The 23,519-nt window shown below is 68.7% G+C and carries 22 protein-coding genes and 1 tRNA gene; 13 read left to right on the top strand and 10 right to left on the bottom strand.

What is annotated here, in order from left to right; translation table 11 throughout:
* The first annotated feature begins 56 nt into the window (after positions 1-56).
* Positions 57-1,028, top strand: a complete 972-nt coding sequence (trxB, locus tag ACFQ9Z_RS13255) for a thioredoxin-disulfide reductase (protein WP_383015505.1) — start codon at positions 57-59, stop codon at positions 1,026-1,028.
* 48 nt (positions 1,029-1,076) lie between these two features.
* Positions 1,077-1,409, top strand: a complete 333-nt coding sequence (gene trxA / locus ACFQ9Z_RS13250) for a thioredoxin (protein ID WP_143630226.1) — start codon at positions 1,077-1,079, stop codon at positions 1,407-1,409.
* On the opposite strand, the gene ACFQ9Z_RS13245 is transcribed toward trxA, so the two are convergent.
* The 4 genes from ACFQ9Z_RS13245 to ACFQ9Z_RS13230 all read right to left on the bottom strand — a co-directional run bounded on the left by ACFQ9Z_RS13245 (position 1,396) and on the right by ACFQ9Z_RS13230 (position 4,607).
* A complete protein-coding gene (locus tag ACFQ9Z_RS13245; RefSeq protein WP_383015836.1) occupies positions 1,396-1,590 on the bottom strand; it encodes a hypothetical protein in 195 nt (64 codons plus the stop codon). The genes trxA and ACFQ9Z_RS13245 overlap by 14 nt on opposite strands.
* Positions 1,512-2,129 (bottom strand): GNAT family N-acetyltransferase, encoded by a 618-nt coding sequence (locus ACFQ9Z_RS13240; RefSeq protein WP_383015501.1) that lies wholly within the window; start codon positions 2,127-2,129, stop codon positions 1,512-1,514. Before ACFQ9Z_RS13240 ends, ACFQ9Z_RS13245 begins: the two co-directional genes overlap by 79 nt.
* Before the next feature lie 310 nt (positions 2,130-2,439).
* Complete coding sequence (locus ACFQ9Z_RS13235; protein WP_383015498.1) at positions 2,440-3,537, bottom strand: ParB/RepB/Spo0J family partition protein; 1,098 nt, start codon at positions 3,535-3,537, stop codon at positions 2,440-2,442.
* A complete protein-coding gene (locus tag ACFQ9Z_RS13230) occupies positions 3,534-4,607 on the bottom strand; it encodes a ParA family protein (protein ID WP_383015832.1) in 1,074 nt (357 codons plus the stop codon). The genes ACFQ9Z_RS13235 and ACFQ9Z_RS13230 overlap by 4 nt, the downstream gene beginning before the upstream one ends.
* A gap of 456 nt (positions 4,608-5,063) precedes the next feature.
* On the opposite strand from ACFQ9Z_RS13230, the gene ACFQ9Z_RS13225 reads away from it, so the two are divergent.
* The gene (locus tag ACFQ9Z_RS13225; RefSeq protein ID WP_383015495.1) at positions 5,064-5,411 is read left to right on the top strand and encodes a hypothetical protein; all 348 of its coding nucleotides are present in this window, start codon (positions 5,064-5,066) and stop codon (positions 5,409-5,411) included.
* A 77-nt stretch (positions 5,412-5,488) separates the two neighbouring features.
* Here the strand turns inward: ACFQ9Z_RS13225 and rsmG are convergent, their stop codons facing one another.
* From rsmG to rpmH, 6 genes are all read right to left on the bottom strand, one after another.
* The gene (rsmG, locus tag ACFQ9Z_RS13220; RefSeq protein ID WP_360665902.1) at positions 5,489-6,205 is read right to left on the bottom strand and encodes a 16S rRNA (guanine(527)-N(7))-methyltransferase RsmG; all 717 of its coding nucleotides are present in this window, start codon (positions 6,203-6,205) and stop codon (positions 5,489-5,491) included.
* A gap of 115 nt (positions 6,206-6,320) precedes the next feature.
* Positions 6,321-6,833, bottom strand: a complete 513-nt coding sequence (locus ACFQ9Z_RS13215; protein WP_143630216.1) for a R3H domain-containing nucleic acid-binding protein — start codon at positions 6,831-6,833, stop codon at positions 6,321-6,323.
* Between the two features lie 15 nt (positions 6,834-6,848).
* A complete protein-coding gene (gene yidC / locus ACFQ9Z_RS13210; RefSeq protein ID WP_383015490.1) occupies positions 6,849-8,126 on the bottom strand; it encodes a membrane protein insertase YidC in 1,278 nt (425 codons plus the stop codon).
* A gap of 3 nt (positions 8,127-8,129) precedes the next feature.
* Positions 8,130-8,495 (bottom strand): membrane protein insertion efficiency factor YidD, encoded by a 366-nt coding sequence (yidD, locus tag ACFQ9Z_RS13205; protein WP_383015487.1) that lies wholly within the window; start codon positions 8,493-8,495, stop codon positions 8,130-8,132.
* Complete coding sequence (rnpA, locus tag ACFQ9Z_RS13200; RefSeq protein ID WP_281295470.1) at positions 8,492-8,863, bottom strand: ribonuclease P protein component; 372 nt, start codon at positions 8,861-8,863, stop codon at positions 8,492-8,494. Before rnpA ends, yidD begins: the two co-directional genes overlap by 4 nt.
* A 21-nt stretch (positions 8,864-8,884) precedes the next feature.
* Positions 8,885-9,022 (bottom strand): 50S ribosomal protein L34, encoded by a 138-nt coding sequence (rpmH, locus tag ACFQ9Z_RS13195; protein WP_003956500.1) that lies wholly within the window; start codon positions 9,020-9,022, stop codon positions 8,885-8,887.
* A gap of 396 nt (positions 9,023-9,418) precedes the next feature.
* Between rpmH and dnaA the strand changes: the two genes are divergently transcribed.
* The 10 genes from dnaA to ACFQ9Z_RS13145 all read left to right on the top strand — a co-directional run bounded on the left by dnaA (position 9,419) and on the right by ACFQ9Z_RS13145 (position 23,372).
* Complete coding sequence (gene dnaA / locus ACFQ9Z_RS13190; RefSeq protein WP_383015482.1) at positions 9,419-11,341, top strand: chromosomal replication initiator protein DnaA; 1,923 nt, start codon at positions 9,419-9,421, stop codon at positions 11,339-11,341.
* Positions 11,342-12,392: 1,051 nt separating this feature from the next.
* Positions 12,393-13,523 carry a DNA polymerase III subunit beta gene (dnaN, locus tag ACFQ9Z_RS13185; RefSeq protein ID WP_383015478.1) on the top strand — a complete coding sequence of 377 codons (1,131 nt, stop codon included), beginning with the start codon at positions 12,393-12,395 and terminating at the stop codon, positions 13,521-13,523.
* A 209-nt stretch (positions 13,524-13,732) separates the two neighbouring features.
* Complete coding sequence (gene gnd / locus ACFQ9Z_RS13180) at positions 13,733-14,608, top strand: phosphogluconate dehydrogenase (NAD(+)-dependent, decarboxylating) (RefSeq protein WP_383015475.1); 876 nt, start codon at positions 13,733-13,735, stop codon at positions 14,606-14,608.
* 52 nt (positions 14,609-14,660) lie between these two features.
* Positions 14,661-15,782: a DNA replication/repair protein RecF gene (gene recF, locus ACFQ9Z_RS13175; protein ID WP_383015472.1), complete on the top strand. Its 1,122-nt coding sequence runs from the start codon at positions 14,661-14,663 to the stop codon at positions 15,780-15,782.
* Complete coding sequence (locus ACFQ9Z_RS13170; protein ID WP_383015468.1) at positions 15,779-16,312, top strand: DUF721 domain-containing protein; 534 nt, start codon at positions 15,779-15,781, stop codon at positions 16,310-16,312. Before recF ends, ACFQ9Z_RS13170 begins: the two co-directional genes overlap by 4 nt.
* 377 nt (positions 16,313-16,689) lie before the next feature.
* Positions 16,690-18,771, top strand: a complete 2,082-nt coding sequence (gyrB, locus tag ACFQ9Z_RS13165; protein WP_383015465.1) for a DNA topoisomerase (ATP-hydrolyzing) subunit B — start codon at positions 16,690-16,692, stop codon at positions 18,769-18,771.
* 42 nt (positions 18,772-18,813) lie between these two features.
* Positions 18,814-21,411 (top strand): DNA gyrase subunit A, encoded by a 2,598-nt coding sequence (gene gyrA, locus ACFQ9Z_RS13160; RefSeq protein ID WP_383015462.1) that lies wholly within the window; start codon positions 18,814-18,816, stop codon positions 21,409-21,411.
* A gap of 18 nt (positions 21,412-21,429) precedes the next feature.
* Positions 21,430-22,176 (top strand): DUF3566 domain-containing protein, encoded by a 747-nt coding sequence (locus ACFQ9Z_RS13155; protein ID WP_383015459.1) that lies wholly within the window; start codon positions 21,430-21,432, stop codon positions 22,174-22,176.
* 111 nt (positions 22,177-22,287) lie between these two features.
* Positions 22,288-22,361 (top strand) — tRNA-Ile (locus tag ACFQ9Z_RS13150).
* Positions 22,362-22,574: 213 nt separating this feature from the next.
* Positions 22,575-23,372 (top strand): maleylpyruvate isomerase family mycothiol-dependent enzyme, encoded by a 798-nt coding sequence (locus ACFQ9Z_RS13145; RefSeq protein ID WP_383015456.1) that lies wholly within the window; start codon positions 22,575-22,577, stop codon positions 23,370-23,372.
* The last annotated feature ends 147 nt before the right edge of the window (positions 23,373-23,519 follow it).

Raw genomic sequence — 23,519 nt, 5'->3', positions numbered from 1 at the left:
CTTCGAAAGGGGCTCCACCGGTCGACTGACAGAGACCAGAGACGAGGAATCAAGCCGTGAGCGACGTCCGTAACGTGATCATCATCGGCTCCGGGCCCGCAGGCTACACGGCGGCGCTCTACACCGCGCGCGCGTCGCTGAAGCCCCTGGTGTTCGAGGGTGCCGTCACCGCCGGTGGCGCCCTGATGAACACCACCGACGTGGAGAACTTCCCGGGCTTCCGCGACGGCATCATGGGTCCCGACCTGATGGACAACATGCGTGCCCAGGCCGAGCGCTTCGGTGCGGAACTGATCCCGGACGACGTCGTCTCCGTCGATCTGACCGGTGAGATCAAGACCGTCACGGACACCGCCGGTACGGTCCACCGCGCCAAGGCCGTGATCGTCACGACCGGCTCCCAGCACCGCAAGCTCGGACTGCCGAACGAGGACGCCCTCTCCGGTCGCGGTGTCTCCTGGTGCGCCACCTGTGACGGGTTCTTCTTCAAGGACCAGGACATCGCCGTGATCGGCGGTGGCGACACCGCGATGGAGGAGGCCACCTTCCTCTCCCGGTTCGCCAAGTCGGTCACGATCGTCCACCGCCGGGACACGCTGCGCGCTTCCAAGGCGATGCAGGAGCGTGCCTTCGGCGACCCGAAGATCAAGTTCGTCTGGGACAGCGAGGTCGCCGAGGTCCAGGGCGACCAGAAGCTCTCCGGGCTCAAGCTGCGCAACATCAAGACCGGCGAGCTGTCGGAGCTCCCGGTGACCGGTCTGTTCATCGCGATCGGCCACGACCCGCGCACCGAGCTCTTCAAGGGCCAGCTGGACCTGGACGAGGAGGGGTACCTGAAGGTCGCCTCTCCGTCCACCCGCACCAATGTGACCGGAGTCTTCGGCGCCGGTGACGTGGTCGACCACACCTACCGACAGGCGATCACCGCGGCCGGCACCGGCTGCTCCGCCGCTCTCGACGCCGAGCGCTTCCTCGCCGCCCTCGCGGACGAGGACAAGGCAGAGCCCGAGAAGACCCCTGTCGTCTGATCCTCGCCTTCTCCCGCCTCACCGCACGAACAAGTTAAGGAGCCCGCCGTGGCCGGCACTCTGAAGAACGTGACCGACGCTTCCTTCGAGCAGGACGTCCTCAAGAACGACAAGCCCGTCCTGGTGGACTTCTGGGCAGCCTGGTGCGGTCCGTGCCGCCAGATCGCCCCGTCGCTGGAGGCGATCGCCGCCGAGTACGGTGACAAGATCGAGATCGTCAAGCTCAACATCGACGAGAACCCGGGTACGGCTGCCAAGTACGGCGTCATGTCCATCCCGACGCTGAACGTCTACCAGAGCGGCGAGGTCGCGAAGACGATCGTCGGCGCCAAGCCGAAGGCCGCCATCGTGCGGGACCTCGAGGAGTTCATCGCCGAGTAGCCGGTGGATGGCGTCGAACCGGCGGCGCATGTTTCACGTGAAACACGAATGGGCCAACCCCAACGGGTTGGCCCATTCGCATGACGGTGCACTGGCTTCCTGTTACAGCGGCCGCAGTGCGGGTTCCTTCTGTACCGCCCCCAGCAACCGGTCCAGCGCCAGTTCCACGTCTTCCTTCCAGGAGAGCGTCGAACGAAGCTCCAGCCGCAGACGCGGATGCGTGGGATGCTGCCGGACCGTCTTGAAGCCCACGGCCAGGAGGTGGTCAGCGGGCAGCAGGCAGGCGGGCTCCTTCCAACGGGCGTCGCCGAACGCCTCGATCGCCTTGAAGCCTCGGCGCAGCAGATCCTTGGCGACCGTCTGGACCATCACCCGCCCCAGCCCCTGACCCTGGTAGCCGGGCAGGATGAACGCCGTCATGAGCTGCACAGCGTCCGGTGAGAGCGGACTCGTGGGAAAGGCCGTGGAACGCGGTACGTAAGCAGGCGGCGCGTAGAGCACGAAGCCGACGGGAAGGTCGTCGACGTACACCACCCGGCCGCAGGACCCCCAGTCCAGCAGCACGGCGGAGATCCAGGATTCCTTCTCCAGCGCGGACGTGTCGGCCTTCAGCGCGGCTTCGCCGCTGACGGGATCCAGCTCCCAGAAGACGCACGAACGGCAGCGCCGGGGAAGGTCCTCGAGGTTGTCCAGCGTGAGCGGTACGAGCCGACGCCCCATGAAGCCTGATCCTCGCTTCCTTCGCTCGCCGCATCGCGAGCTGCCGTCAGGACGCTTCGTTCCCTGAGCAGGCTGCCGACGAATCCGCCGACCACTCCGATACCCAGACCCGCGCTCATCAGTCCGGTGCGGCTCATCGATCGCATGGCCCCTGTCTTCCCACTCAGAGATCCGCAAGGTGGATGCGCCATACCCATCGCATCGTAGCCACGATGCGATGACCTCGATACCGCCTCAAAGCAAAGAGCGGACCGCCTTCCGGTAGAACCGGACGCCGTCCGCTCTTCAGCTCAGTAGGCGCTGGTGCCGATCAGTCGTCGGCTTCGTCGGCCGCTCCACCCTGCAGGCTCTGCTGGAGAGCCAGGCGCTCACCGGGGGCGAGCGTGTTCAGGATGCGCTCAAGATCCTCCGGGGAGGCGAACTCCACGGTGATCTTGCCCTTCTTCTGGCCCAGCTCGACCTTCACCCGCGTCTCGAAACGGTCCGACAGCCGCGTCGCCAGTTCGTTGAACGCCGGCGAGACCCGAGCGCCGGCCCGGGGGCCCTTGGACCGCGTGGCCTTCTGAGGCCGTGAGCCCATCAGGGTCACGATCTCCTCGACGGCCCGGACGGACAGCCCTTCGGCCACGATGCGGTGCGCGAGCCGGTCCTGCTCCTCGGAGTCCTCGACGGACAGCAGCGCCCGTGCATGACCGGCCGAAAGGACACCAGCGGCGACCCGCTTCTGCACGGCCGGTGAGAGACGCAGCAAGCGCAGGGTGTTGGAGACCTGCGGGCGCGAGCGCCCGATCCGGTCGGCCAGCTGGTCATGGGTGCAGTTGAAGTCCTTCAGGAGCTGGTCGTAGGCGGCCGCCTCTTCCAGCGGGTTGAGCTGCGCGCGATGCAGGTTCTCCAGGAGTGCGTCGAGAAGGAGCTTCTCGTCGTCGGTGGCCCGGACGATCGCCGGGATCGCTTCGAGGCCCGCCTCACGGCAGGCCCGCCAGCGTCGCTCGCCCATGATCAGCTCATAGCGGCCGGGCCCGAGCTGCCGCACGACGACGGGCTGGAGGAGACCGACCTCCCTGATGGAGGTGATCAGCTCGTGCAGCGCGTCCTCGTCGAAGACCTCACGCGGCTGGCGCGGGTTCGGCGTGATGGAGTCCAGCGGAATCTCGGCGAAGTGGGCCCCCACAGGAGGCGCGGGCGCCTCTGCGGCAGGACGTCCCGAGGACTCCTCAGTCTCGTGGGAAACAGGCGGCAGTGTGGTCACCTTCGCCGCGGCCACCCCACGGTCCGACATCAGCGGCACCGCAGCCGGGGACGTGGAAGCAGTACCCCCCAGTGCGGCCGCAGCCGACTCCTTCTCGGTCGGGGCAGCGGGGATCAATGCGCCGAGCCCGCGGCCCAGCCCCCTCCGTCGCTCGCTCACTGCATCCCCTCCACCATGTTCGGATCATTCTGGGCACCGATGTGGGCCTGGCTGGCGTCGTAGCTGATGCCAATCCCCTTCAGCGCGATTTCTCGGGCGGCCTCAAGGTAGGAGAGGGCGCCGCTCGATCCAGGATCGTAGGTCAACACCGTCTGGCCATAACTCGGCGCCTCGGAGATACGGACCGAACGCGGAATGCTCGTGCGCAGCACCTCGTCACTGAAGTGGGTACGCACCTCCTCCGCGACCTGCGAGGCGAGACGCGTCCGGCCGTCGTACATGGTGAGCAGGATGGTCGACACGTGCAGGGTGGGATTGAGGTGGCCCCGCACCAGGTCGACGTTCCGCAGCAGCTGGCCCAGCCCCTCCAGCGCGTAGTACTCGCACTGGATGGGGATGAGCACTTCCTGGCCGGCGACGAGAGCATTGACCGTCAGCAGACCCAGTGACGGCGGGCAGTCGATGAGGATGTAGTCCAGCGGCTGCTCATACGCCTGAATAGCCCGCTGCAGCCGGCTCTCCCGGGCCACCAGGGAGACCAGCTCGATCTCCGCACCGGCGAGATCGATGGTGGCCGGGGCGCAGAAGAGACCTTCGACGTCCGGCACCGGCTGGACGACATCGGCGAGAGGCCTGCTCTCCACCAGTACGTCGTAGATCGACGGGACCTCGGCGTGGTGATCGATCCCCAGCGCGGTGGAAGCGTTTCCCTGTGGGTCGAGGTCGATCACCAGGACGCGGCCGCCGTGCAGAGCCAGCGAAGCGGCGAGGTTGACGGTCGTCGTCGTCTTGCCGACGCCGCCCTTCTGGTTGGCGACCACGATGACTCGGGTCTGCTCGGGGCGTGGCAGGCCTTCACCGGCCCGCCCCAGAGCCTCCACCGCCAGCTGAGCAGCACGACCGATGGGAGTGTCGTCCATCGGGGGCGGTGTTTCACGTGAAACATCCGTCCCCATCGACTCGGTACGGGGGCCGGGGACCGGATCGGTCATCGGTCCCGCGATGTTGGCGTCGGACCGCAAGGATTCACTCTCCTCGACTTCAGGCTCGCAATGAACAGAGCCTCCCATGCCTTCGGGGTCGCGAACCAGTGAGGCCTGTTGTTCTGTGGAGAAATCCACCTCTGTGGACAACTCCGCCGCCTTCCCGAGCGAACCAAGGGGCTTGCGGTCTCGAGGTTCGGCCGCAGCGCGTCCCCGACTGATGATGCCGTGCAGCAGTGAGCGACGTTTCACGTGAAACACGATGACAACAATCCGTCTCCTACGAGAGCGACACTCCGCTGGAGTCTCACCGCGGAGACATTCATCCCTCACTCACAGCACAACGTGACCCACCAGTAGTCACCGACCGCCTACGCTGCCCGCACCCTCGCCCCACCGCCCAAGATCGACAACTGCTAGAGTCGACGACGTACGGGGGACGGGGGCTTTCACCGCATGACCAGCGGTGCACATCACATCCCTTTGTCGGTTCGCCGTGCCATTTATGCCAACGGATTCGACCAGCGAAGGAAGTAACACTCCATGAAGACCAAGACGATAGGCCGTCTCGTGGCCGTGACGCTGGGCCTCAGCGTTCTGGCCACTGCCACCCCGGCCTTCGCCGACCAGGACATCAAGGTGATCTGGGGTCACGGTTACCGCACCGACAGCGACCACGGTGTGGCTGCGGTCAAGGACCTCGCCGATGACGGCAACGAGGTGTACGTGCAGTACACCCGCGCGGGCCACGGCAGCGAGATCTTCACGTTGTGGAACAAGAAGGGCAAGGGGACGACGACGTACAGCGGCCACGGGGGCACCGTGACGATCAAGAAGGTCTGCCGCTCCATCTCCCTGCGTCCGGACGTCTGCTTCACGGAGACGCCGTAACGAGAGAGCACACCGCAGGAGGCGGCCACCCGATACCGGGTGGCCGCCTCCTGTGGCGTTTCGCACGGACGACGCGGTCAGCGGCGTCGTCGTGCCCGTCCCGTTCGCGCGGCCTTGGCGCGCTTGGCGGCGAACCGTACGCCGCCCGGGCTCTCGCCGACCTCCACCCGGACCACGGTGGACGCGGGATCCACCACGCCCTCACCGACGTGGAGGATGGACGTCGACACCGCGCCGAGCTTGCTGAGGGCCGTGGCGGCCGACTTCAGCTCCTCCTCGGCGGTGTCCCCCTTGAGCGCCAGCATCTCGCCGTACGGACGCAGCAGGGGAATGCCCCAAGTGGCCAGTCGGTCCAGCGGGGCCACGGCGCGGGCGGTCACCACATGCACGGGCGGCAACTTGCCCATGACTTCCTCGGCCCGGCCCCGCACCACGGTGACGTGGTCCAAGCCCAGCAGTTCGACCACCTCGGTGAGGAAGTTGGTGCGCCGCAGCAGCGGCTCCAGCAGGGTGATGTTGAGGTCGTCCCGGACCAGAGCCAGCGGGATGCCCGGCAGGCCGGCTCCGGAGCCGACATCGCACACCGTCACCCCCTCGGGGACCGCCTCCGAGAGAACCGCGCAGTTCAGCAGGTGCCGTTCCCACAGGCGGGGCACCTCGCGCGGGCCGATCAGGCCGCGCTGCACTCCCGCCTCGGCGAGCAGCTCCGCATAGCGAACCGCGTCGGCGAAGCGCTCACCGAACACTTCCCGCGCCTGTTCGGGCGCGGGGGGAAGCTCCGCTGCCTCCGTCACGGGGACCGTCCTTCCGTACAGCGCCGGGCTTCGCGCACCGGCCACCAGAACTACCAGGCTGACAAAGTTCGGCCCCGCCTGCAGGCAGACGGGGCCGGGGAACGAGAGGTGCCGATCAGGCGGGCAGCACGACGACGAACCGCTGGGGCTCCTCGCCCTCGGACTCGCTGCGCAGACCGGCGGACTTGACCGCGTCGTGCACGACCTTGCGCTCGAACGGCGTCATCGGCTTGAGCTTCACGGGCTCACCGCTGCTCCTGACCTCGGCGGCGGCCTTGGCGCCCAGCTCGGACAGCTCGGCACGCTTCTTGGCGCGGTAGCCCGCGATGTCCAGCATCAGCCGGCTGCGGTCACCGGTCTCCCGGTGCACGGCCAGGCGCGTGAGCTCCTGGAGCGCCTCGAGCACCTCGCCGTCCCGGCCGACCAGCTTCTGCAGGTCGCGGCTGCCGGCGTCGCTGATGATCGACACAGAGGCGCGGTCCGCCTCGACGTCCATGTCGATGTCGCCATCGAGGTCGGCGATGTCGAGCAGGCCCTCCAGGTAGTCCGCCGCGATCTCGCCCTCCTGCTCGAGGCGGGTGAGGGTGTCTGCACCCTCGGCGGCGGCGGAGGTGGTGCCTTCCGTCACGGGATGGGCTCCTTCTTACTTCTTGGACGGGGACTTGGGCCGCTGCGGGCCACCCTTGCGCTGCCCGGACTGGGCCTTGCTGCGGGTGCCGGAGCCGGGCTTCTGGGGCTGCTTGGCAGCGGCGGGCTTGACGTCCTGAGGCTCGTCGTCGGACTTCTCCAGCGAGGGGCCCTCGCCCTCGCCCGGCTGCTTGGTCGTGCCGGACTGACGCTGGGCCTTGGTCTGGCGCTTGGGCTGCTGGCGCCGCGCGGCGGTGGCAGTGGTGGTGGTCGTACCGTCCTCGGCCTGTGCCAGTGCCTGGCTCTCGCTCTTCACCACGGTGCCGTCGGTCTGGGCCGTGAGGCCCGCCTTGGTCAGGCCGTTGATGAACTTGCGCTCGAACTCGTTGCGGTCGCGGCCCTTGGCGACGATCGCCTTGACGATGGTCTTCTCGCTCCGCCGGCGGACCTTGCCGTGCTGCGTCACGTGCTTGGTAAGGCGCTCGAGGTAGGCGGCCTGGGCCTTGGAACCCGGGGTCGGGTTGTTGTGGATCACGTACATCTGCTGGCCCATGGTCCACACGTTGGTGGTCAGCCAGTAGATGAGGACACCGACCGGGAAGTTGATGCCGAAGACGGCGAACATGATGGGGAAGACGTACATCAGCATCTTCTGCTGCTGCATGAACGGCGTCTTCACCGTGGTGTCGACGTTCTTCGTCATCAGCTGACGCTGCGTGTAGAACTGCGACGCCGACATCATGACGATCATGACCACGGTCACGATCCGGACATCGGTGACCGAGGCGTTCAGCGCGTGGATCGTGTCGGCGCTGTCCTTGAACTTCGCGGCGAGCGGAGCCCCGAAGATGTGCGCCTGACGGGCGCTCTCCAGTAGCGACTGGTTGATGACGCCGATGGTCTGGCCCGAGGCGATGCCGTTGAGCACGTGGTACAGCGCGAAGAAGAACGGCGACTGCGCCAGGATGGGAAGGCACGAGGAGAGCGGGTTGGTACCCGACTCCTTGTACAGCTTCATCATCTCTTCGGACTGACGCTGCTTGTCGTTCTTGTAGCGCTCCTGGATCTTCTTCATCTCGGGCTGGAGCGTCTGCATGGCCCGGGTCGCCTTGATCTGCTTCACGAAGAGCGGGATCAGGCAGATGCGGATCAGGATCACCAGGGACACGATCGACAGGCCCCAGGCCCATCCGGTGTTAGGGCCGAAGATGGCGCCGAAAACCGTGTGGAACTGGACGATGACCCATGAGACGGGTGTCGTGATGAAGCTGAAAAGACTGGCAATCGTGTCCACTAATCATGCTCCTTGGGCATGGGACGAAGTCTCTGCGGCCGGGCTCGAAGGAAGCTCGGATCGAGTCTTCTCCTCGGTGGCCGGTCCGACGGCGGAGGTTCCGCCCTTGCGTGCGCGCCAAGCGTTGCGCAGCAGTTCGTGCCACCGCGGGCGCTTGCGCGGCGGGACATGGTCCACCCCGCCGAGCGACCACGGATTGCACCGGAGGATGCGCCAGGCGGTGAGTGCTGTTCCCTTGACCGCGCCGTGCCGGTCGATGGCCGTAAAGCCATAGTGGGAGCACGACGGGTAGTACTTGCACACCGGCCCAAGGAGTGGACTGATCGTCCACTGGTACAGCTTGATCAGGGCCAGCAGTGGGTACTTCATCGCGCGCCCCCTCCCAGCAGCCGCTCCACGGCGGCGTCCAGGTCTCGGGCCAGCTGTGCGTGGTCTGCGTCGCCCGCTCCGGGCAGCGCTCGTACGACTACCAGGCTACCGGGGGGGAAAAGGGCGACTCGGTCACGCATCAGGTGGCGCAGTCTGCGCTTGACTTGGTTGCGCACGACCGCTCCACCCACTGCTTTGCTCACGACGAAACCCGCACGCGTCGGGGGAGCGCTCTCCCCAGGCGCGTGCGGGTCCGTGGCACCGCTACGAAGGTGGACGACGAGGGTCGGGCGGCCTGCCCGGCGACCTCGTCGTACTGCGGTCGCGAAGTCCTCGCGCCGCCTCAGCCGGTTCTCGGTGGGCAGCACGACGTCATGACCTGATCGGGATCAGGCGGACAGACGGGCGCGACCCTTGCTACGGCGGGACGCGAGAATCGCGCGGCCGGCACGGGTGCGCATACGCAGCCGGAAGCCGTGGGTCTTCGCGCGACGACGGTTGTTCGGCTGGAAGGTGCGCTTGCTCACTCGGGGGCTCCAGAAAAGAATCGGTGGTGGCGGGGTGCCGTCCTGGCTGTCACCGTGCGCCCACGAGTAGCTCGCGTCACGCCCGAGTGCACCGCTTCCCGATCACCTGAAGTGATCTGTGCCCATCGGAGGCAGGCGGCAGCAGCCATCGACAACTCGACCTGGTTACGGTACGCGCGGCTGCGCCATCCGGTCAAACCGGCGGCAGTGGGGGACACTGTCCACAGGCTGGGGACAACGACTTGAACCGTAGCCGCCGCGCTGACTACCGTGGCTGGACTCCGATTCGTTCCCTTGTCCCCGCCCGAGCGGGATTGCCCGACCCGTCCACCCGATTTTCATCCCGACCCCGTCCCCGAACCACTCGTTCGTGGGACCTGCGAGAGAGCGTGCCCTGTGGCTGACGTACCTGCCGATCTTGCCGCAGTGTGGCCACGAGTACTGGAGCAGCTCCTCGGCGAGGACCGCGGTCACGGTGTCGAGGCGAAGGACGAGCACTGGATCCGGCGCTGCCAGCCGCTGGCGCTGGTCGCGGACACCGCCCTGCTCGCCGTGCCGAACGAATTCGCGAAGGGCGTGCTGGAAGGCCGTCTCGCGCCGATCGTGAGCGAGACCCTGAGCCGCGAGTGCGGTCGCCCCATCCGCATCGCGATCACCGTCGACGACTCGGCGGGTGAGCCGCCGGCCCCCAAGGCGCCCCAGCCGCAGCCGCGCTACGAGGAGCCCGAGCTGCCCTCCGGCCCGTACGAGGGCTACGGCCGCCACCGTGCGTCCGACCCGCTGCCGGGTGGCGAGCCGCCGTCCCGTGGCGACCAGCTCCCCACGGCGCGCCCCGCTTACCCCTCCGAGTACCAGCGGCCCGAACCCGGCGCCTGGCCGCGCCCCGCGCAGGACGAGTACGGCGGCTGGCAGCAGCCGCGGCTCGGCTTCCCCGAGCGCGACCCCTACGCCTCTCCGCCGCAGGACTACCGGGCGCCGGGCCGGGAGCGCCCGCCGTACGAGCCGCAGCGCGGTGAGTACGACGGCCCCCGTTCCGAGTACGACCGCTCCGACTACGACCGGCCGGAGTACGACTCCCGGCAGGACTACGAGCGCAAGGACCGGCGGGACTACGACCGCCCCGACTACGACACCGGCCGCCCTGACTACGACCAGCGCGACCCGGTCCGCCGTGAGCTGCCCGACCAGCCGGGCTCCGGCCACGCGCACCGCGGCCCGGCCGGGGCGGGCGGCGCCCCCGGTCCCCTGGCCGCGCAGCCCGCGCCGGCGAGCGGTCCCGGCGAGCCGACCGCGCGGCTGAACCCGAAGTACCTCTTCGACACGTTCGTCATCGGCGCCTCGAACCGGTTCGCGCACGCGGCCGCCGTGGCCGTCGCCGAGGCGCCCGCGAAGGCGTACAACCCCCTGTTCATCTACGGGGAGTCGGGGCTCGGCAAGACGCACCTGCTGCACGCCATCGGGCACTACGCGCGCAGCCTCTACCCGGGCACGCGGGTGCGGTACGTCAGCTCCGAGGAGTTCACCAACGAGTTCATCAACTCCATCCGCGACGGCAAGGGCGACAGCTTCCGCAAGCGCTACCGCGAGATGGACATCCTGCTCGTCGACGACATCCAGTTCCTGGCGGACAAGGAGTCGACGCAGGAGGAGTTCTTCCACACCTTCAACACGCTGCACAACGCCAACAAGCAGATCGTGCTGTCCTCCGACCGGCCGCCCAAGCAGCTGGTCACGCTGGAGGACCGGCTGCGCAACCGCTTCGAGTGGGGTCTGATCACCGACGTCCAGCCGCCCGAGCTGGAGACGCGCATCGCGATCCTGCGCAAGAAGGCGGTGCAGGAACAGCTCAACGCCCCACCGGAGGTACTGGAGTTCATCGCCTCCCGGATCTCGCGCAACATCCGTGAGCTGGAGGGCGCGCTGATCCGGGTGACCGCGTTCGCCTCGCTCAACCGGCAGCCGGTGGACCTGGGCCTCACCGAGATCGTCCTGAAGGACCTGATCCCCGGCGGGGAGGACTCCGCCCCGGAGATCACAGCGCCGGCCATCATGGCCGCCACCGCCGACTACTTCGGGCTGACGGTGGAGGACCTGTGCGGCACCTCGCGCGGCCGCGCACTGGTCACCGCCCGGCAGATCGCCATGTACCTGTGCCGTGAGCTGACCGACCTGTCGCTGCCGAAGATCGGCGCGCAGTTCGGCGGCCGCGACCACACGACGGTCATGCACGCCGACCGCAAGATCCGCGCGCTGATGGCCGAGCGCCGCTCGATCTACAACCAGGTGACCGAGCTGACGAACCGCATCAAGAACGGCTGAGCCGGCCGTACAGGCGCGCTGAGGGCGCCCTCGGGAGGAAGATCCCCGGGGGCGCCCTCCGCGTTCCCGTACGGGCGGGGAAGCGCGTCGTGTGCCCCCGGGCCGTCTCCGTCGCCGTTGCCGGTCTCCGCATCGGCCGCCGCGGTGCCGGGGTGCCCCCTGGGTCCTCCCAGCGGCGCCGGGACGCCGCTGACGCCCCGCAGGGGGCTCCCAAAGGCTCCGAGCGGCACGCCGGGGCCGCCTGCCGGCCGGCCGTCGCCGCTCACGGCGTTCCCTCACCGGTCACCGGGTGTTCGAATACCTGCCTGGTTACGGCCTCCCTCCACAGATTCGGCGACTTTCCTCCTTCCACATCCTGGGGACTGTGGAGTTGTCCCGAGCCGTGTCCACAGGGACCCTGGGCGAGCGACGTCTACGCAGTTCAGCGGCCTGTGGGATCGTGGACGAAGGATCTCCACAGACTGTGGACGAAGGCGCGATCCACAGGCTGTGCACGAAGTTGTCCACGGGCAGCCCACAGCTCCGCGCCGGTTGTCCCCAGCGATCACCGCCTTCTCCACACCGCTGTCCACTGTTCGGCAACGCGACGCCCCCGATCACCGCGTCGAGTGAAAGCCGTCACACGAGGCTGCCGGATTGGGGTGTGGGAAACGTGGGTAAACCTGGGGACACCGCTGGGGAGAAGTCGGCTCGGTCTGTGGGCGGGGTGTGCAGAACTTTCCGTTCTCCACAGAACCCCTGAGTTGTCCACCGCCGCCGCCCACAGGGGCAGTGGACAAAATTCCGGCTCTGAGCTGGGCAAACGTGGTTATCCACGGTATCCACAGGCCCTACTACTACTCCCGACTAGAGAGAGCTGGGAATCCGTTTCGAAGCGGGGCCTGTGCACAACTCGCCGTCTCGAGCCCGGCTGCCCCTCGGAGCGACTTGACCCCGACAGGCACCTACTGTCAGTGCGGTGCGTCAGACTGGTCCCCGGTGTCCTTCCCGTCGCAGTGGGCGGTGACACCGAGTCGGAGGACTCAGTAGCAACAGCAGGAGGCGGCTTACGGTGAAGATCCGGGTGGAACGCGACGTACTCGCGGAGGCAGTGGCCTGGGCGGCACGCAGCCTCCCGGCCCGTCCGCCGGCGCCTGTCCTCGCCGGCCTGCTGCTGAAGGCCGAGGACGGCCAGCTGAGCCTGTCGAGCTTCGACTACGAGGTCTCCGCGAAGGTCAGCGTCGAGGCCGAGGTCGAGGAGGACGGCACCGTCCTCGTCTCCGGCCGGCTGCTCGCCGACATCTCCCGCGCCCTGCCCAACCGGCCGGTGGAGATCTCCACAGACGGTGTACGGGCGACCGTGGTCTGCGGTTCCTCGCGGTTCACCCTCCACACCCTGCCTGTGGAGGAGTACCCGGCGCTGCCGCAGATGCCCAACGCGACCGGCACCGTGCCCGGCGAGGTCTTCGCGGCCGCCGTCTCCCAGGTGGCCATCGCCGCCGGCCGTGACGACACGCTGCCCGTCCTCACCGGCGTGCGCATCGAGATCGAGGGCGACACCGTCACCCTGGCCTCCACCGACCGCTACCGCTTCGCGGTCCGCGAGTTCCTGTGGAAGCCGGAGAACCCGGACGTCTCCGCGGTCGCCCTGGTGCCCGCCAAGACGCTCCAGGACACCGCCAAGGCGCTGACCAGCGGTGACAGCGTCATCCTCGCGCTGTCCGGCTCGGGCGCCGGTGAGGGCCTGATCGGTTTCGAGGGCGCCGGGCGGCGTACGACGACCCGTCTCCTCGAGGGCGACCTGCCGAAGTACCGCACGCTGTTCCCGACCGAGTTCAACTCCGTCGCGGTGATCGAGACCGCCCCCTTCGTGGAGGCCGTCAAGCGCGTGGCCCTGGTCGCCGAGCGCAACACCCCGGTGCGGCTGAGCTTCGAGCAGGGCGTGCTGATCCTGGAGGCCGGCTCCAGCGACGACGCACAGGCTGTGGAAAGGGTGGACGCCCAGCTCGAGGGCGACGACATCTCGATCGCCTTCAACCCCACGTTCCTGCTGGACGGCCTGAGCGCGATCGACTCCCCGGTGGCGCAGCTCTCGTTCACGACGTCCACCAAGCCGGCGCTGCTCAGCGGCAAGCCCGCGCTGGACGCCGAGGCGGACGAGGCCTACAAGTACCTGATCATGCCGGTGCGACTCAGCGGCTGAGGCCGTCCACAGTCTGTGCACGGTGCCGGGCGCTTCGGCGGCGCCCGGCACGTGACCGGGTGACGAGCCCCGCGGCAGGCTGGGATTCCGCAGGTCAGGCTGTGCGTATGAGCGCGTATGCCCACAGCTGTGCGCGCGCGTCCGGGTTTAGGCTCGGCTCGGCACTCAGGTGCCTGTCACGGCACACACCGACCTAAGGAACACAACTGATGGAGCTCGGTCTCGTCGGCCTCGGCAAGATGGGCGGCAACATGCGCGAGCGGATCCGCCGCGCCGGCCACACCGTCATCGGATACGACCGCAACGCGGACCTCGCGGATGTCCACAGCCTGGAGGAGCTTGTGGGCAAGCTCTCCGCTCCCCGCGTGGTCTGGGTGATGGTCCCGGCCGGCGAGCCCACCCAGACCACGATCGACCAGCTCGCCGAGGTGCTGGAGCCCGGTGACGTGGTGGTGGACGGCGGCAACTCCCGCTGGACGGACGACGAGAAGCACGCCGAGGAGCTGGCGGCCAAGGGCATAGGCTTCGTCGACTGCGGCGTCTCCGGCGGCGTCTGGGGCCTGGAGAACGGGTACGCGCTGATGTACGGCGGCGACGCCGAGAACGTCGCCAAGGTGCAGCCGGTCTTCGACGCGCTCAAGCCGGAGGGCGACTTCGGTTCGGTGCACGCCGGCAAGGTCGGCGCGGGCCACTTCGCGAAGATGGTCCACAACGGCATCGAGTACGCGATGATGCAGGCCTACGCCGAGGGCTGGGAGCTGCTGGAGAAGGTCGACTCCGTCACGGACGTGCGCGAGGTCTTCCGCTCCTGGCAGGAGGGCACGGTGATCCGTTCCTGGCTGCTGGACCTCGCGGTGAACGCGCTGGACGAGGACGAGCACCTCGAGGCCCTGCGCGGTTACGCGCAGGACTCCGGTGAGGGACGCTGGACTGTGGAGGCCGCCATCGACAACGCGGTGCCGCTGCCCGCGATCACCGCGTCGCTGTTCGCCCGGTTCGCCTCCCGGCAGGAGGACTCGCCGCAGATGAAGATGATCGCCGCGCTGCGCAACCAGTTCGGCGGCCACGCCGTAGAGAAGAAGTAATCCACAGGGTCGCCTCGCGATCCACAACCCTGGGGGAGGTCGGCGGACGACCATGCACGTCACGCATCTTTCGCTGGCCGACTTCCGCTCGTACGCCCGGGTCGAGGTCCCGCTCGACCCGGGCGTCACCGCCTTCGTCGGCCCCAACGGGCAGGGCAAGACCAACCTCGTCGAGGCCGTCGGCTACCTCGCCACCCTCGGCAGTCACCGGGTCGCCTCCGACGCGCCCCTGGTCCGCATGGGCGCCGAGCGCGCGGTCGTCCGGGCGCAGGTCAGGCAGGGCGACCGGCAGCAGCTCATCGAGCTCGAGCTGAACCCGGGCAAGGCGAACCGGGCCCGCATCAACCGTTCCTCGCAGGTCAGGCCGCGGGACGTGCTGGGGATCGTCCGGACGGTGCTGTTCGCGCCGGAGGACCTGGCGCTGGTCAAGGGCGACCCCGGTGAGCGGCGCCGGTTCCTGGACGAGCTGATCACCGCGCGCTCCCCGCGCATGGCGGGGGTGCGCTCCGACTACGAACGCGTGCTGAAGCAGCGCAACACGCTGCTGAAGTCCGCGGCGCTCGCGCGCCGGCACGGCGGACGCTCCATGGATCTGTCCACCCTCGACGTGTGGGACCAGCACCTCGCGCGCGCGGGCGCCGAGCTGCTGGCCCGGCGCCTGGACCTGATCGCGGCGCTGCAGCCGCTGGCGGACAAGGCGTACGAGCAGCTCGCTCCCGGCGGCGGCCCGGTGACGCTGGAGTACAAGCCGTCGGCGCCCGGTGAGGCCCACACGCGCGAGGACCTCCACGGCCAGCTGATGGCGGCCCTGAGCGAGGCGCGCAAGCAGGAGATCGAACGGGGCGTGACCCTCGTGGGGCCGCACCGGGACGACCTGGTTCTCAAACTCGGTCAGCTGCCCGCCAAGGGGTACGCCTCGCACGGCGAGTCGTGGTCGTACGCCCTCGCGTTGCGGCTGGCCTCCTACGACCTGCTGCGTGCCGAGGGCAACGAGCCGGTGCTGGTCCTGGACGACGTCTTCGCCGAGCTGGACGCCCGACGCCGGGAGCGGCTGGCGGAGCTGGTCGCGCCCGGCGAGCAGGTGCTGGTCACCGCCGCCGTGGACGACGACGTGCCTCATGTGCTGGCCGGTGCGCGGTACGCGGTGGCCGGCGGGACGGTGGAACGCGTATGAGCACCGAGGAACCCGCCCCGAAGAAGGACGAGCCGTCCGGTGTCGACCTCGCGCGCGTGGCGTTGCGTGCGGCTAAGGAACAGGCACGCGCGCGCGGGGACGCGGCCCGGCAGAAGAAGCAGGCGCGGCGCGGCGGCGGACTGCGCTCGGGCGCGCGCGCGGACGGCCGTGACCCGATGGCGCTCGGGGCGGCGATCAACCGGCTGCTCACCGAGCGGGGCTGGGAGACGCCGGCCGCGGTGGGCGGGGTCATGGGCCGCTGGCCGCAGATCGTCGGCGAGGACCTGGCGAAGCACTGTGTGCCGCAGCGGTACGACGAGGACGAGCGGGTGCTGTCGGTGAGCTGCGACTCGACGGCCTGGGCGACCCAGTTGCGGCTGCTCGCGCCGACGCTGGTGGCCCGGCTCAACGAGGACCTCGGGCACGGCACGGTCCGGCTGATCAAGGTGAACGGCCCGGGCGGTCCGGCCCGCCGTTACGGGCCGCTGCGGGCCCCGGGGAGCACCGGTCCCGGCGACACCTACGGGTGACGTAACTCACGTCAAGGGGTTCTGCGCGGTGCCGTCGTGGGCCGTGCCGCGGCGCCGTGCACAGGTGTGGATCGCCTGCTGACCCGCCAGTAGCCAAGGGTTGTAGGCCCAAAGCGCTGAGTGCCGCTGTGAGCCGCTTTGAGACCCCTTCCGTATATCGGGACCCGGCCGAGACCGGTTCAGGGCGGCACATGGGGACTCAGGTACCGGCAAACCCCCATCACTGTCGGCGCTACCGGTAGACTGGGAGACAATCCCGCCCCAGTCGTGGGGACGTCCGGGAAACGCTGAGCAACGCTGATCAAGGCTTACCGACGCAACATGCCGCAGCCGCTCCGGTGCCCCTCCTCGGAGGGGCATTCCCAGGAGCCTGGCTCGTGCTGTGCCAGAAAGGGCGCTTCGTGGCCGATTCCGGCAACCCCAACGAGAACATCCCGTCCACCGACGCCGGCGTGACCGGCGGGGCCCCAGCATCCGGCACGGTCTCCGCCTCCTACGACGCCAGCGCCATCACCGTGCTCGAAGGGCTGGACGCGGTCCGCAAGCGACCCGGTATGTACATCGGCTCCACCGGTGAGCGCGGTCTGCACCACCTGGTGTACGAGGTCGTCGACAACTCGGTCGACGAGGCGCTCGCCGGCTACGCGGACACCATCGACGTGACGATCCTCGCCGACGGCGGCGTGCGCGTCGTCGACAACGGGCGTGGCATCCCGGTGGGCATCGTGCCCTCCGAGGGCAAGCCGGCCCTCGAGGTCGTGCTGACCGTGCTGCACGCGGGCGGCAAGTTCGGCGGCGGCGGTTACGCGGTCTCCGGCGGTCTGCACGGTGTCGGCGTCTCCGTCGTGAACGCCCTGTCGTCCAAGGTGGCGGTCGAGGTCAGGACCGACGGCCACCGCTGGACGCAGGACTACAAGATGGGCGTTCCGACCGCCCCGCTGGTCAAGCACGAGGCCATCGAGCAGACCGGCACGGCGGTCACGTTCTGGGCCGACCCGGAGATCTTCGAGACCACCGAGTACTCCTTCGAGACGCTGTCGCGGCGCTTCCAGGAGATGGCGTTCCTCAACAAGGGTTTGACGATCAAACTCACCGACGAGCGCGAGTCGGCGAAGGCCACCAGCGGCGCGGACGAGGCGGGCGCGGACGAGAAGGCCGAGGTCAAGTCGGTCACGTACCACTACGAGGGCGGCATCGTCGACTTCGTGAAGTACCTCAACTCCCGCAAGGGCGACGTGGTGCACCCCACCGTCATCGACCTGGAGGCGGAGGACAAGGACAAGAGCCTGTCCCTCGAGGTCGCGATGCAGTGGAACAGCGGCTACAGCGAGGGCGTGTACTCCTTCGCGAACATCATCCACACGCATGAGGGCGGTACGCACGAGGAGGGCTTCCGCGCGGCCCTCACGAGCCTGATCAACAAGTACGCGCGTGACAAGAAGCTGCTGCGCGAGAAGGACGACAACCTCACCGGCGACGACATCCGCGAGGGCCTGACCGCGATCATCTCGGTCAAGCTGAGCGAGCCGCAGTTCGAGGGCCAGACGAAGACCAAGCTGGGCAACACCGAGGCCAAGACCTTCGTGCAGCGGGCGGTCTACGAGCACCTCAACGACTGGCTGGACCGCAACCCGGTCGAGGCCGCGGACATCATCCGCAAGGGCATCCAGGCGGCCACCGCGCGCGTGGCGGCCCGCAAGGCCCGTGACCTGACCCGGCGCAAGGGCCTGCTGGAGTCGGCGTCGCTGCCGGGCAAGCTGTCCGACTGTCAGTCGAACGACCCCACCAAGTGCGAGATCTTCATCGTCGAGGGTGACTCCGCCGGCGGCTCGGCCAAGTCCGGCCGGAACCCGCAGTACCAGGCGATCCTCCCGATCCGCGGCAAGATCCTCAACGTGGAGAAGGCCAGGATCGACAAGATCCTGCAGAACCAGGAGATCCAGGCGCTGATCTCCGCCTTCGGCACGGGCGTGCACGAGGACTTCGACATCGAGAAGCTCCGCTATCACAAGATCATCCTGATGGCGGACGCCGACGTCGACGGCCAGCACATCAACACCCTGCTGCTGACCTTCCTGTTCCGCTTCATGCGGGACCTGGTCGAGCGCGGGCACGTGTACCTCTCCCGTCCTCCGCTGTACAAGATCAAGTGGGGCCGGGACGACACCGAGTACGCGTACTCGGACCGTGAGCGCGACGCGCTGCTGGAGCTGGGCCGTCAGCGCGGCAAGCGCATCCGTGAGGACTCCATCCAGCGCTTCAAGGGTCTCGGCGAGATGAACGCCGAGGAGCTGCGTGTGACCACGATGGACCAGGAGCACCGGGTCCTCGGCCAGGTCACCCTCGACGACGCCGCCCAGGCCGACGACCTGTTCTCGGTCCTGATGGGCGAGGACGTCGAAGCCCGCCGCGCGTTCATCCAGCGCAACGCCAAGGACGTCCGCTTCCTCGACATCTGAGTCGGTCTCAGCTGACCGCACCAGGAAGGATCTTCACCAGCAATGGCCGACGAGAACACCCCCGAGACGCCCGAGACCGAGGGCGGCGAGATCACCTTGCGCGTCGAGCCCGTCGGGCTCGAGACGGAGATGCAGCGTTCGTACCTCGACTACGCGATGTCCGTCATCGTGTCGCGTGCGCTGCCCGACGTACGCGACGGTCTCAAGCCGGTCCACCGTCGTGTGCTGTACGCGATGTACGACGGCGGATACCGCCCCGAACGCGGCTTCTACAAGTGCGCCCGTGTCGTCGGCGACGTCATGGGCAACTACCACCCGCACGGCGACTCCTCGATCTACGACGCCCTGGTACGCCTGGCCCAGCCGTGGTCGATGCGGATGCCGCTGGTGGACTCCAACGGCAACTTCGGTTCGCCGGGCAACGACCCGGCGGCGGCCATGCGCTACACCGAGTGCAAGATGGCGCCGCTGTCGATGGAGATGGTCCGGGACATCGACGAGGAGACCGTCGACTTCACGGACAACTACGACGGCCGTTCCCAGGAGCCGACCGTCCTGCCGGCCCGCTTCCCGAACCTGCTGATCAACGGCTCGGCCGGTATCGCGGTCGGCATGGCGACCAACATCCCGCCGCACAACCTGCGCGAGGTCGCGGCCGGCGCCCAGTGGTACCTGGAGAACCCGGAGGCCTCCCACGAGGAGCTGCTGGACGCGCTCGTCGAGCGGATCAAGGGCCCGGACTTCCCGACCGGCGCCCTGGTGGTGGGCCGCAAGGGCATCGAGGAGGCGTACCGCACGGGCCGCGGCTCCATCACGATGCGCGCGGTGGTCGAGGTCGAGGAGATCCAGAACCGCCAGTGCCTGGTGGTCACCGAGCTGCCCTACCAGGTCAACCCGGACAACCTGGCGCAGAAGATCGCCGACCTGGTGAAGGACGGGAAGATCGGCGGCATCGCCGACGTCCGCGACGAGACGTCCTCGCGCACGGGCCAGCGCCTGGTCATCGTGCTGAAGCGGGACGCGGTCGCCAAGGTCGTCCTGAACAACCTGTACAAGCACACCGACCTGCAGACCAACTTCGGCGCCAACATGCTGGCGCTGGTGGACGGCGTGCCGCGCACCCTGTCCCTGGACGCGTTCATCCGTCACTGGGTGACGCACCAGATCGAGGTCATCGTCCGCCGCACCCGTTTCCGGCTGCGCAAGGCCGAGGAGCGGGCGCACATCCTGCGCGGCCTGCTCAAGGCGCTGGACGCCATCGACGAGGTCATCGCGCTGATCCGGCGCAGTGAGACCGTCGAGGTCGCGCGCGGCGGCCTGATGGGGCTGCTGGAGATCGACGAGATCCAGGCCAACGCGATCCTCGAGATGCAGCTCCGGCGGCTGGCCGCCCTGGAGCGGCAGAAGATCGTCCAGGAGCACGACGAGCTCCAGGCGAAGATCAGCGAGTACAACGAGATCCTCGCCTCGCCGGTCCGCCAGCGCGGGATCGTCAGCGAGGAGCTGACCGCGATCGTCGAGAAGTACGGCGACGACCGGAAGACCAAGCTGATCCCGTACGAGGGCGACATGTCCATCGAGGACCTGATCGCCGAGGAGGACATCGTCGTCACCGTCACGCGCGGCGGCTACGTCAAGCGGACGAAGACGGACGACTACCGGGCGCAGAAGCGCGGCGGCAAGGGCGTGCGCGGCACGAAGCTGAAGGAAGACGACATCGTCGACCACTTCTTCGTCTCCACCACGCACCACTGGCTGCTGTTCTTCACGAACAAGGGCCGGGTGTACCGGGCGAAGGCGTACGAGCTGCCGGAGGCCGGCCGGGACGCGCGCGGGCAGCACGTGGCGAACCTGCTCGCCTTCCAGCCGGACGAGGCGATCGCCGAGATCCTCGCGATCCGCGACTACGAGGCGGCGCCCTACCTGGTGCTGGCCACGAAGTCCGGCTTGGTCAAGAAAACGCCTCTGAAGGATTACGATTCGCCCCGCGCCGGCGGCGTGATCGCGATCAATCTGCGCGAGCGGGAGGACGGAACCGACGACGAACTGATCGGTGCCGAACTCGTCTCGGCCGACGACGATCTCCTTCTGGTCAGCAAGAAGGCGCAGTCGATCAGGTTCACCGCCTCGGACGACACCTTGCGACCGATGGGCCGTGCCACCTCGGGTGTCAAGGGCATGAGTTTCCGTGAGGCGGACGAGCTCCTCTCGATGAATGTCGTTCGACCCGGTACGTTCGTGTTCACCGCTACGGACGGCGGGTACGCGAAGCGCACCGCCGTCGACGAGTACCGCGTCCAGGGCCGCGGTGGCCTCGGCATCAAGGCCGCCAAGATCGTGGAGGACCGCGGCTCGCTCGTCGGTGCGCTGATTGTCGAGGAGAGCGACGAGATCCTCGCCATCACCCTGTCCGGCGGTGTGATTCGTACGCGAGTCAGCGAGGTCAGGGAGACGGGCCGTGACACCATGGGCGTCCAACTGATCAACCTGGGCAAGCGCGATGCCGTGGTCGGCATCGCACGTAACGCCGAGGCGGGGCGCGAGGCGGAGGAGGTCGGCGGCGAGGACGCCGTCGACGAGGCCGCCGAGGCTGCCGCGGCCACCGGCACGGACGAGGGTGAGGCGCCCTCGGCCGAGTAGCACGAGGAGTGAGTCAAGGTGAGCGGAGCCACGGGCGCCGGATCGGCCGGTACCCCCACGGGTACGGAGACGGGCGGCGGTCGTGGCTCCGCCGCGCACGGGCCGGGTGCGGCCGACCCGCACACGACCCAGCTGAGGGCGGTCAAGCCCTCGGCCAAGGACTCGTCCTCCACCGACACGCCGGCATCCCAGGGGGGAACCGTGACGGACACCCGAGGCCCGCAGATCCAGCCCGGCGCGGGCCCGGCCGAGGGGCAGGCGGCCTCCCCGCTCCCCGGTGAGCGGCACTCCGAGCAGCAGTCCGGGCCCTACCACCCGCCGCAGGCCTACCCGGCGGCGCAGGCGCCCACCGGTGCCGTACGCCGGCCGCGCACCGGCGCGCGGACCGCGCCGCGCACCCGCAAGGCCCGGCTGCGCGTGGCCAAGGCCGACCCGTGGTCGGTGATGAAGGTCAGCTTCCTGCTCTCCATCGCGCTCGGCATCTGCACGGTCGTCGCCTCGGCGGTGCTGTGGATGGTCATGGACGCGATGGGCGTGTTCTCGACGGTCGGCGGCACGATCTCGGAGGCGACCGGCTCCAACGAGGCCAACGGTTTCGACCTGCAGGCCTTCCTGTCCCTGCCGCACGTCCTGACCTTCGCGGCGGTCATCGCGGTCATCGACGTCATCCTCGCCACCGCCCTCGCCACGCTGGGCGCGTTCATCTACAACCTGTCCGCCGGCTTCGTGGGCGGCGTCGAACTGACGCTGGCCGAGGACGAGTGACCCCACCTGCGGCGCTCGCCGGGCAGCCTGCGACAACCGATTTTGGGACTGCCGCCCTCGTGCGCTAATCTTCAGGAGTCAGCGCGCGGGACACACACCGCAGAGCGCGGCGGGGCTATAGCTCAGTTGGTTAGAGCGCATCCCTGATAAGGATGAGGCCACAGGTTCAAATCCTGTTAGCCCCACATGTGAGAAGACCCCCAGTCGGTACCGGCTGGGGGTCTTTGACGTTCATGGTCGCTCCAGCTCCTGGAGCTCCCGGCGCCGCCGTCCCGACCACCTTCGAGCCCGGCAAGAGCACGGCGTCATCCGCGAGCGCCCGGCCCGTGCCGCGCGCTCGCCGCCTGGGCTGTGAAAATCACTGTCCGATTGTCGGGACACGGTGATAGAGAGTCCGTGTGACAACGACACTCGCGTTCCCCGTCCTGTTGCGACTGATCGAAGAACGGTCGAGCGTCTTCCGCGCCGCGGTCGCCTCCGCGCCCGGCCTCGACGTGCAGGTGCCGACCTGCCCGGAGTGGACGCTGTTCGATCTGGCGGAGCACATCGGCGACGGGCGCCGCGCCTGGGCCGCCACCGTCGCCGCGGGGCCCGCTCCGGCCAAGTCCGCAGCGGGGGGCGCCCCGGCCGCGCCTCGGGAGCGCGAGGCCCTGCAGGCCTGGTTGGCGGAGTCCACGGAGCAACTGCTGGACGCACTGCGGGAGGCCGGCCCGGACCGCGGTTGCTGGACGTGGTGGGGTGCGTCCCAGTCGCCGCAGACCTGTGGCGCCGTCGCCCGGCACCAGCTCCAGCAGATCGCGGTGCACACCTACGACGCCCAGATCACCGTGGGCGCCCCGGAGCCGCTGCCGGTCGACGTGGCACTCGACGGTGTCGAGGAGTTCCTGTACACCTGCGTCGCGACGCCGAGTGCCTGGCCGCACAAGCCCGCCGCCTTCGACTTCCACGCCACCGAGGGCCACTCCTGGCGCCTCACGGTCGACGGCGACGGTGCGCGCTCCACTCGTATCCCCACGCCCGGCACGACGTCCGCCGCCGCTGCCGACGAGGGCCTGGACGCGGCTGGCGTCTCCGTTCGCGGCACGGCCGGTGAGCTGGTCCTCTTCGTGTACGACCGGATCCCGGCGGACTCCCTGCGGATCGAGGGAGACGCGGGTTTGTTCGACCTGCTCCGCGCGTGGGAGCCGGAGGAGTAGGACGGGTGCCGCAGAGCGGCGAAGCAGCCTTCGTCCGCGGCCGCGGATCTCGCGTTCATGTCGCTCTGGGGCGCGCGCCTACGAGAAGACCCGACCGCTGGCGACGGGGGATGCACCAGCGATCGGGCTATGGCCAAGGGTAACAAG

It is taken from the genome of Streptomyces sp. NPDC056580 (assembly GCF_042793175.1).
Taxonomy (GTDB): domain Bacteria; phylum Actinomycetota; class Actinomycetes; order Streptomycetales; family Streptomycetaceae; genus Streptomyces.
Note: the sequence above shows the minus strand (reverse complement) of the source record. Positions and strands in the feature narration are given on the sequence as shown.

Bases quoted from the DNA above. Each gene is read 5' to 3' on its own strand.
- ACFQ9Z_RS13240 (WP_383015501.1), bottom strand. From the start codon at position 2,129: ATGGGGCGTCGGCTCGTACCGCTCACGCTGGACAACCTCGAGGACCTT.
- ACFQ9Z_RS13230 (WP_383015832.1), bottom strand. From the start codon at position 4,607: ATGGGAGGCTCTGTTCATTGCGAGCCTGAAGTCGAGGAGAGTGAATCC.
- ACFQ9Z_RS13225 (WP_383015495.1), top strand. From the start codon at position 5,064: ATGAAGACCAAGACGATAGGCCGTCTCGTGGCCGTGACGCTGGGCCTC.
- yidD (WP_383015487.1), bottom strand. From the start codon at position 8,495: ATGAAGTACCCACTGCTGGCCCTGATCAAGCTGTACCAGTGGACGATC.
- gnd (WP_383015475.1), top strand. From the start codon at position 13,733: ATGGAGCTCGGTCTCGTCGGCCTCGGCAAGATGGGCGGCAACATGCGC.
- recF (WP_383015472.1), top strand. From the start codon at position 14,661: ATGCACGTCACGCATCTTTCGCTGGCCGACTTCCGCTCGTACGCCCGG.
- ACFQ9Z_RS13170 (WP_383015468.1), top strand. From the start codon at position 15,779: ATGAGCACCGAGGAACCCGCCCCGAAGAAGGACGAGCCGTCCGGTGTC.
- gyrA (WP_383015462.1), top strand. From the start codon at position 18,814: ATGGCCGACGAGAACACCCCCGAGACGCCCGAGACCGAGGGCGGCGAG.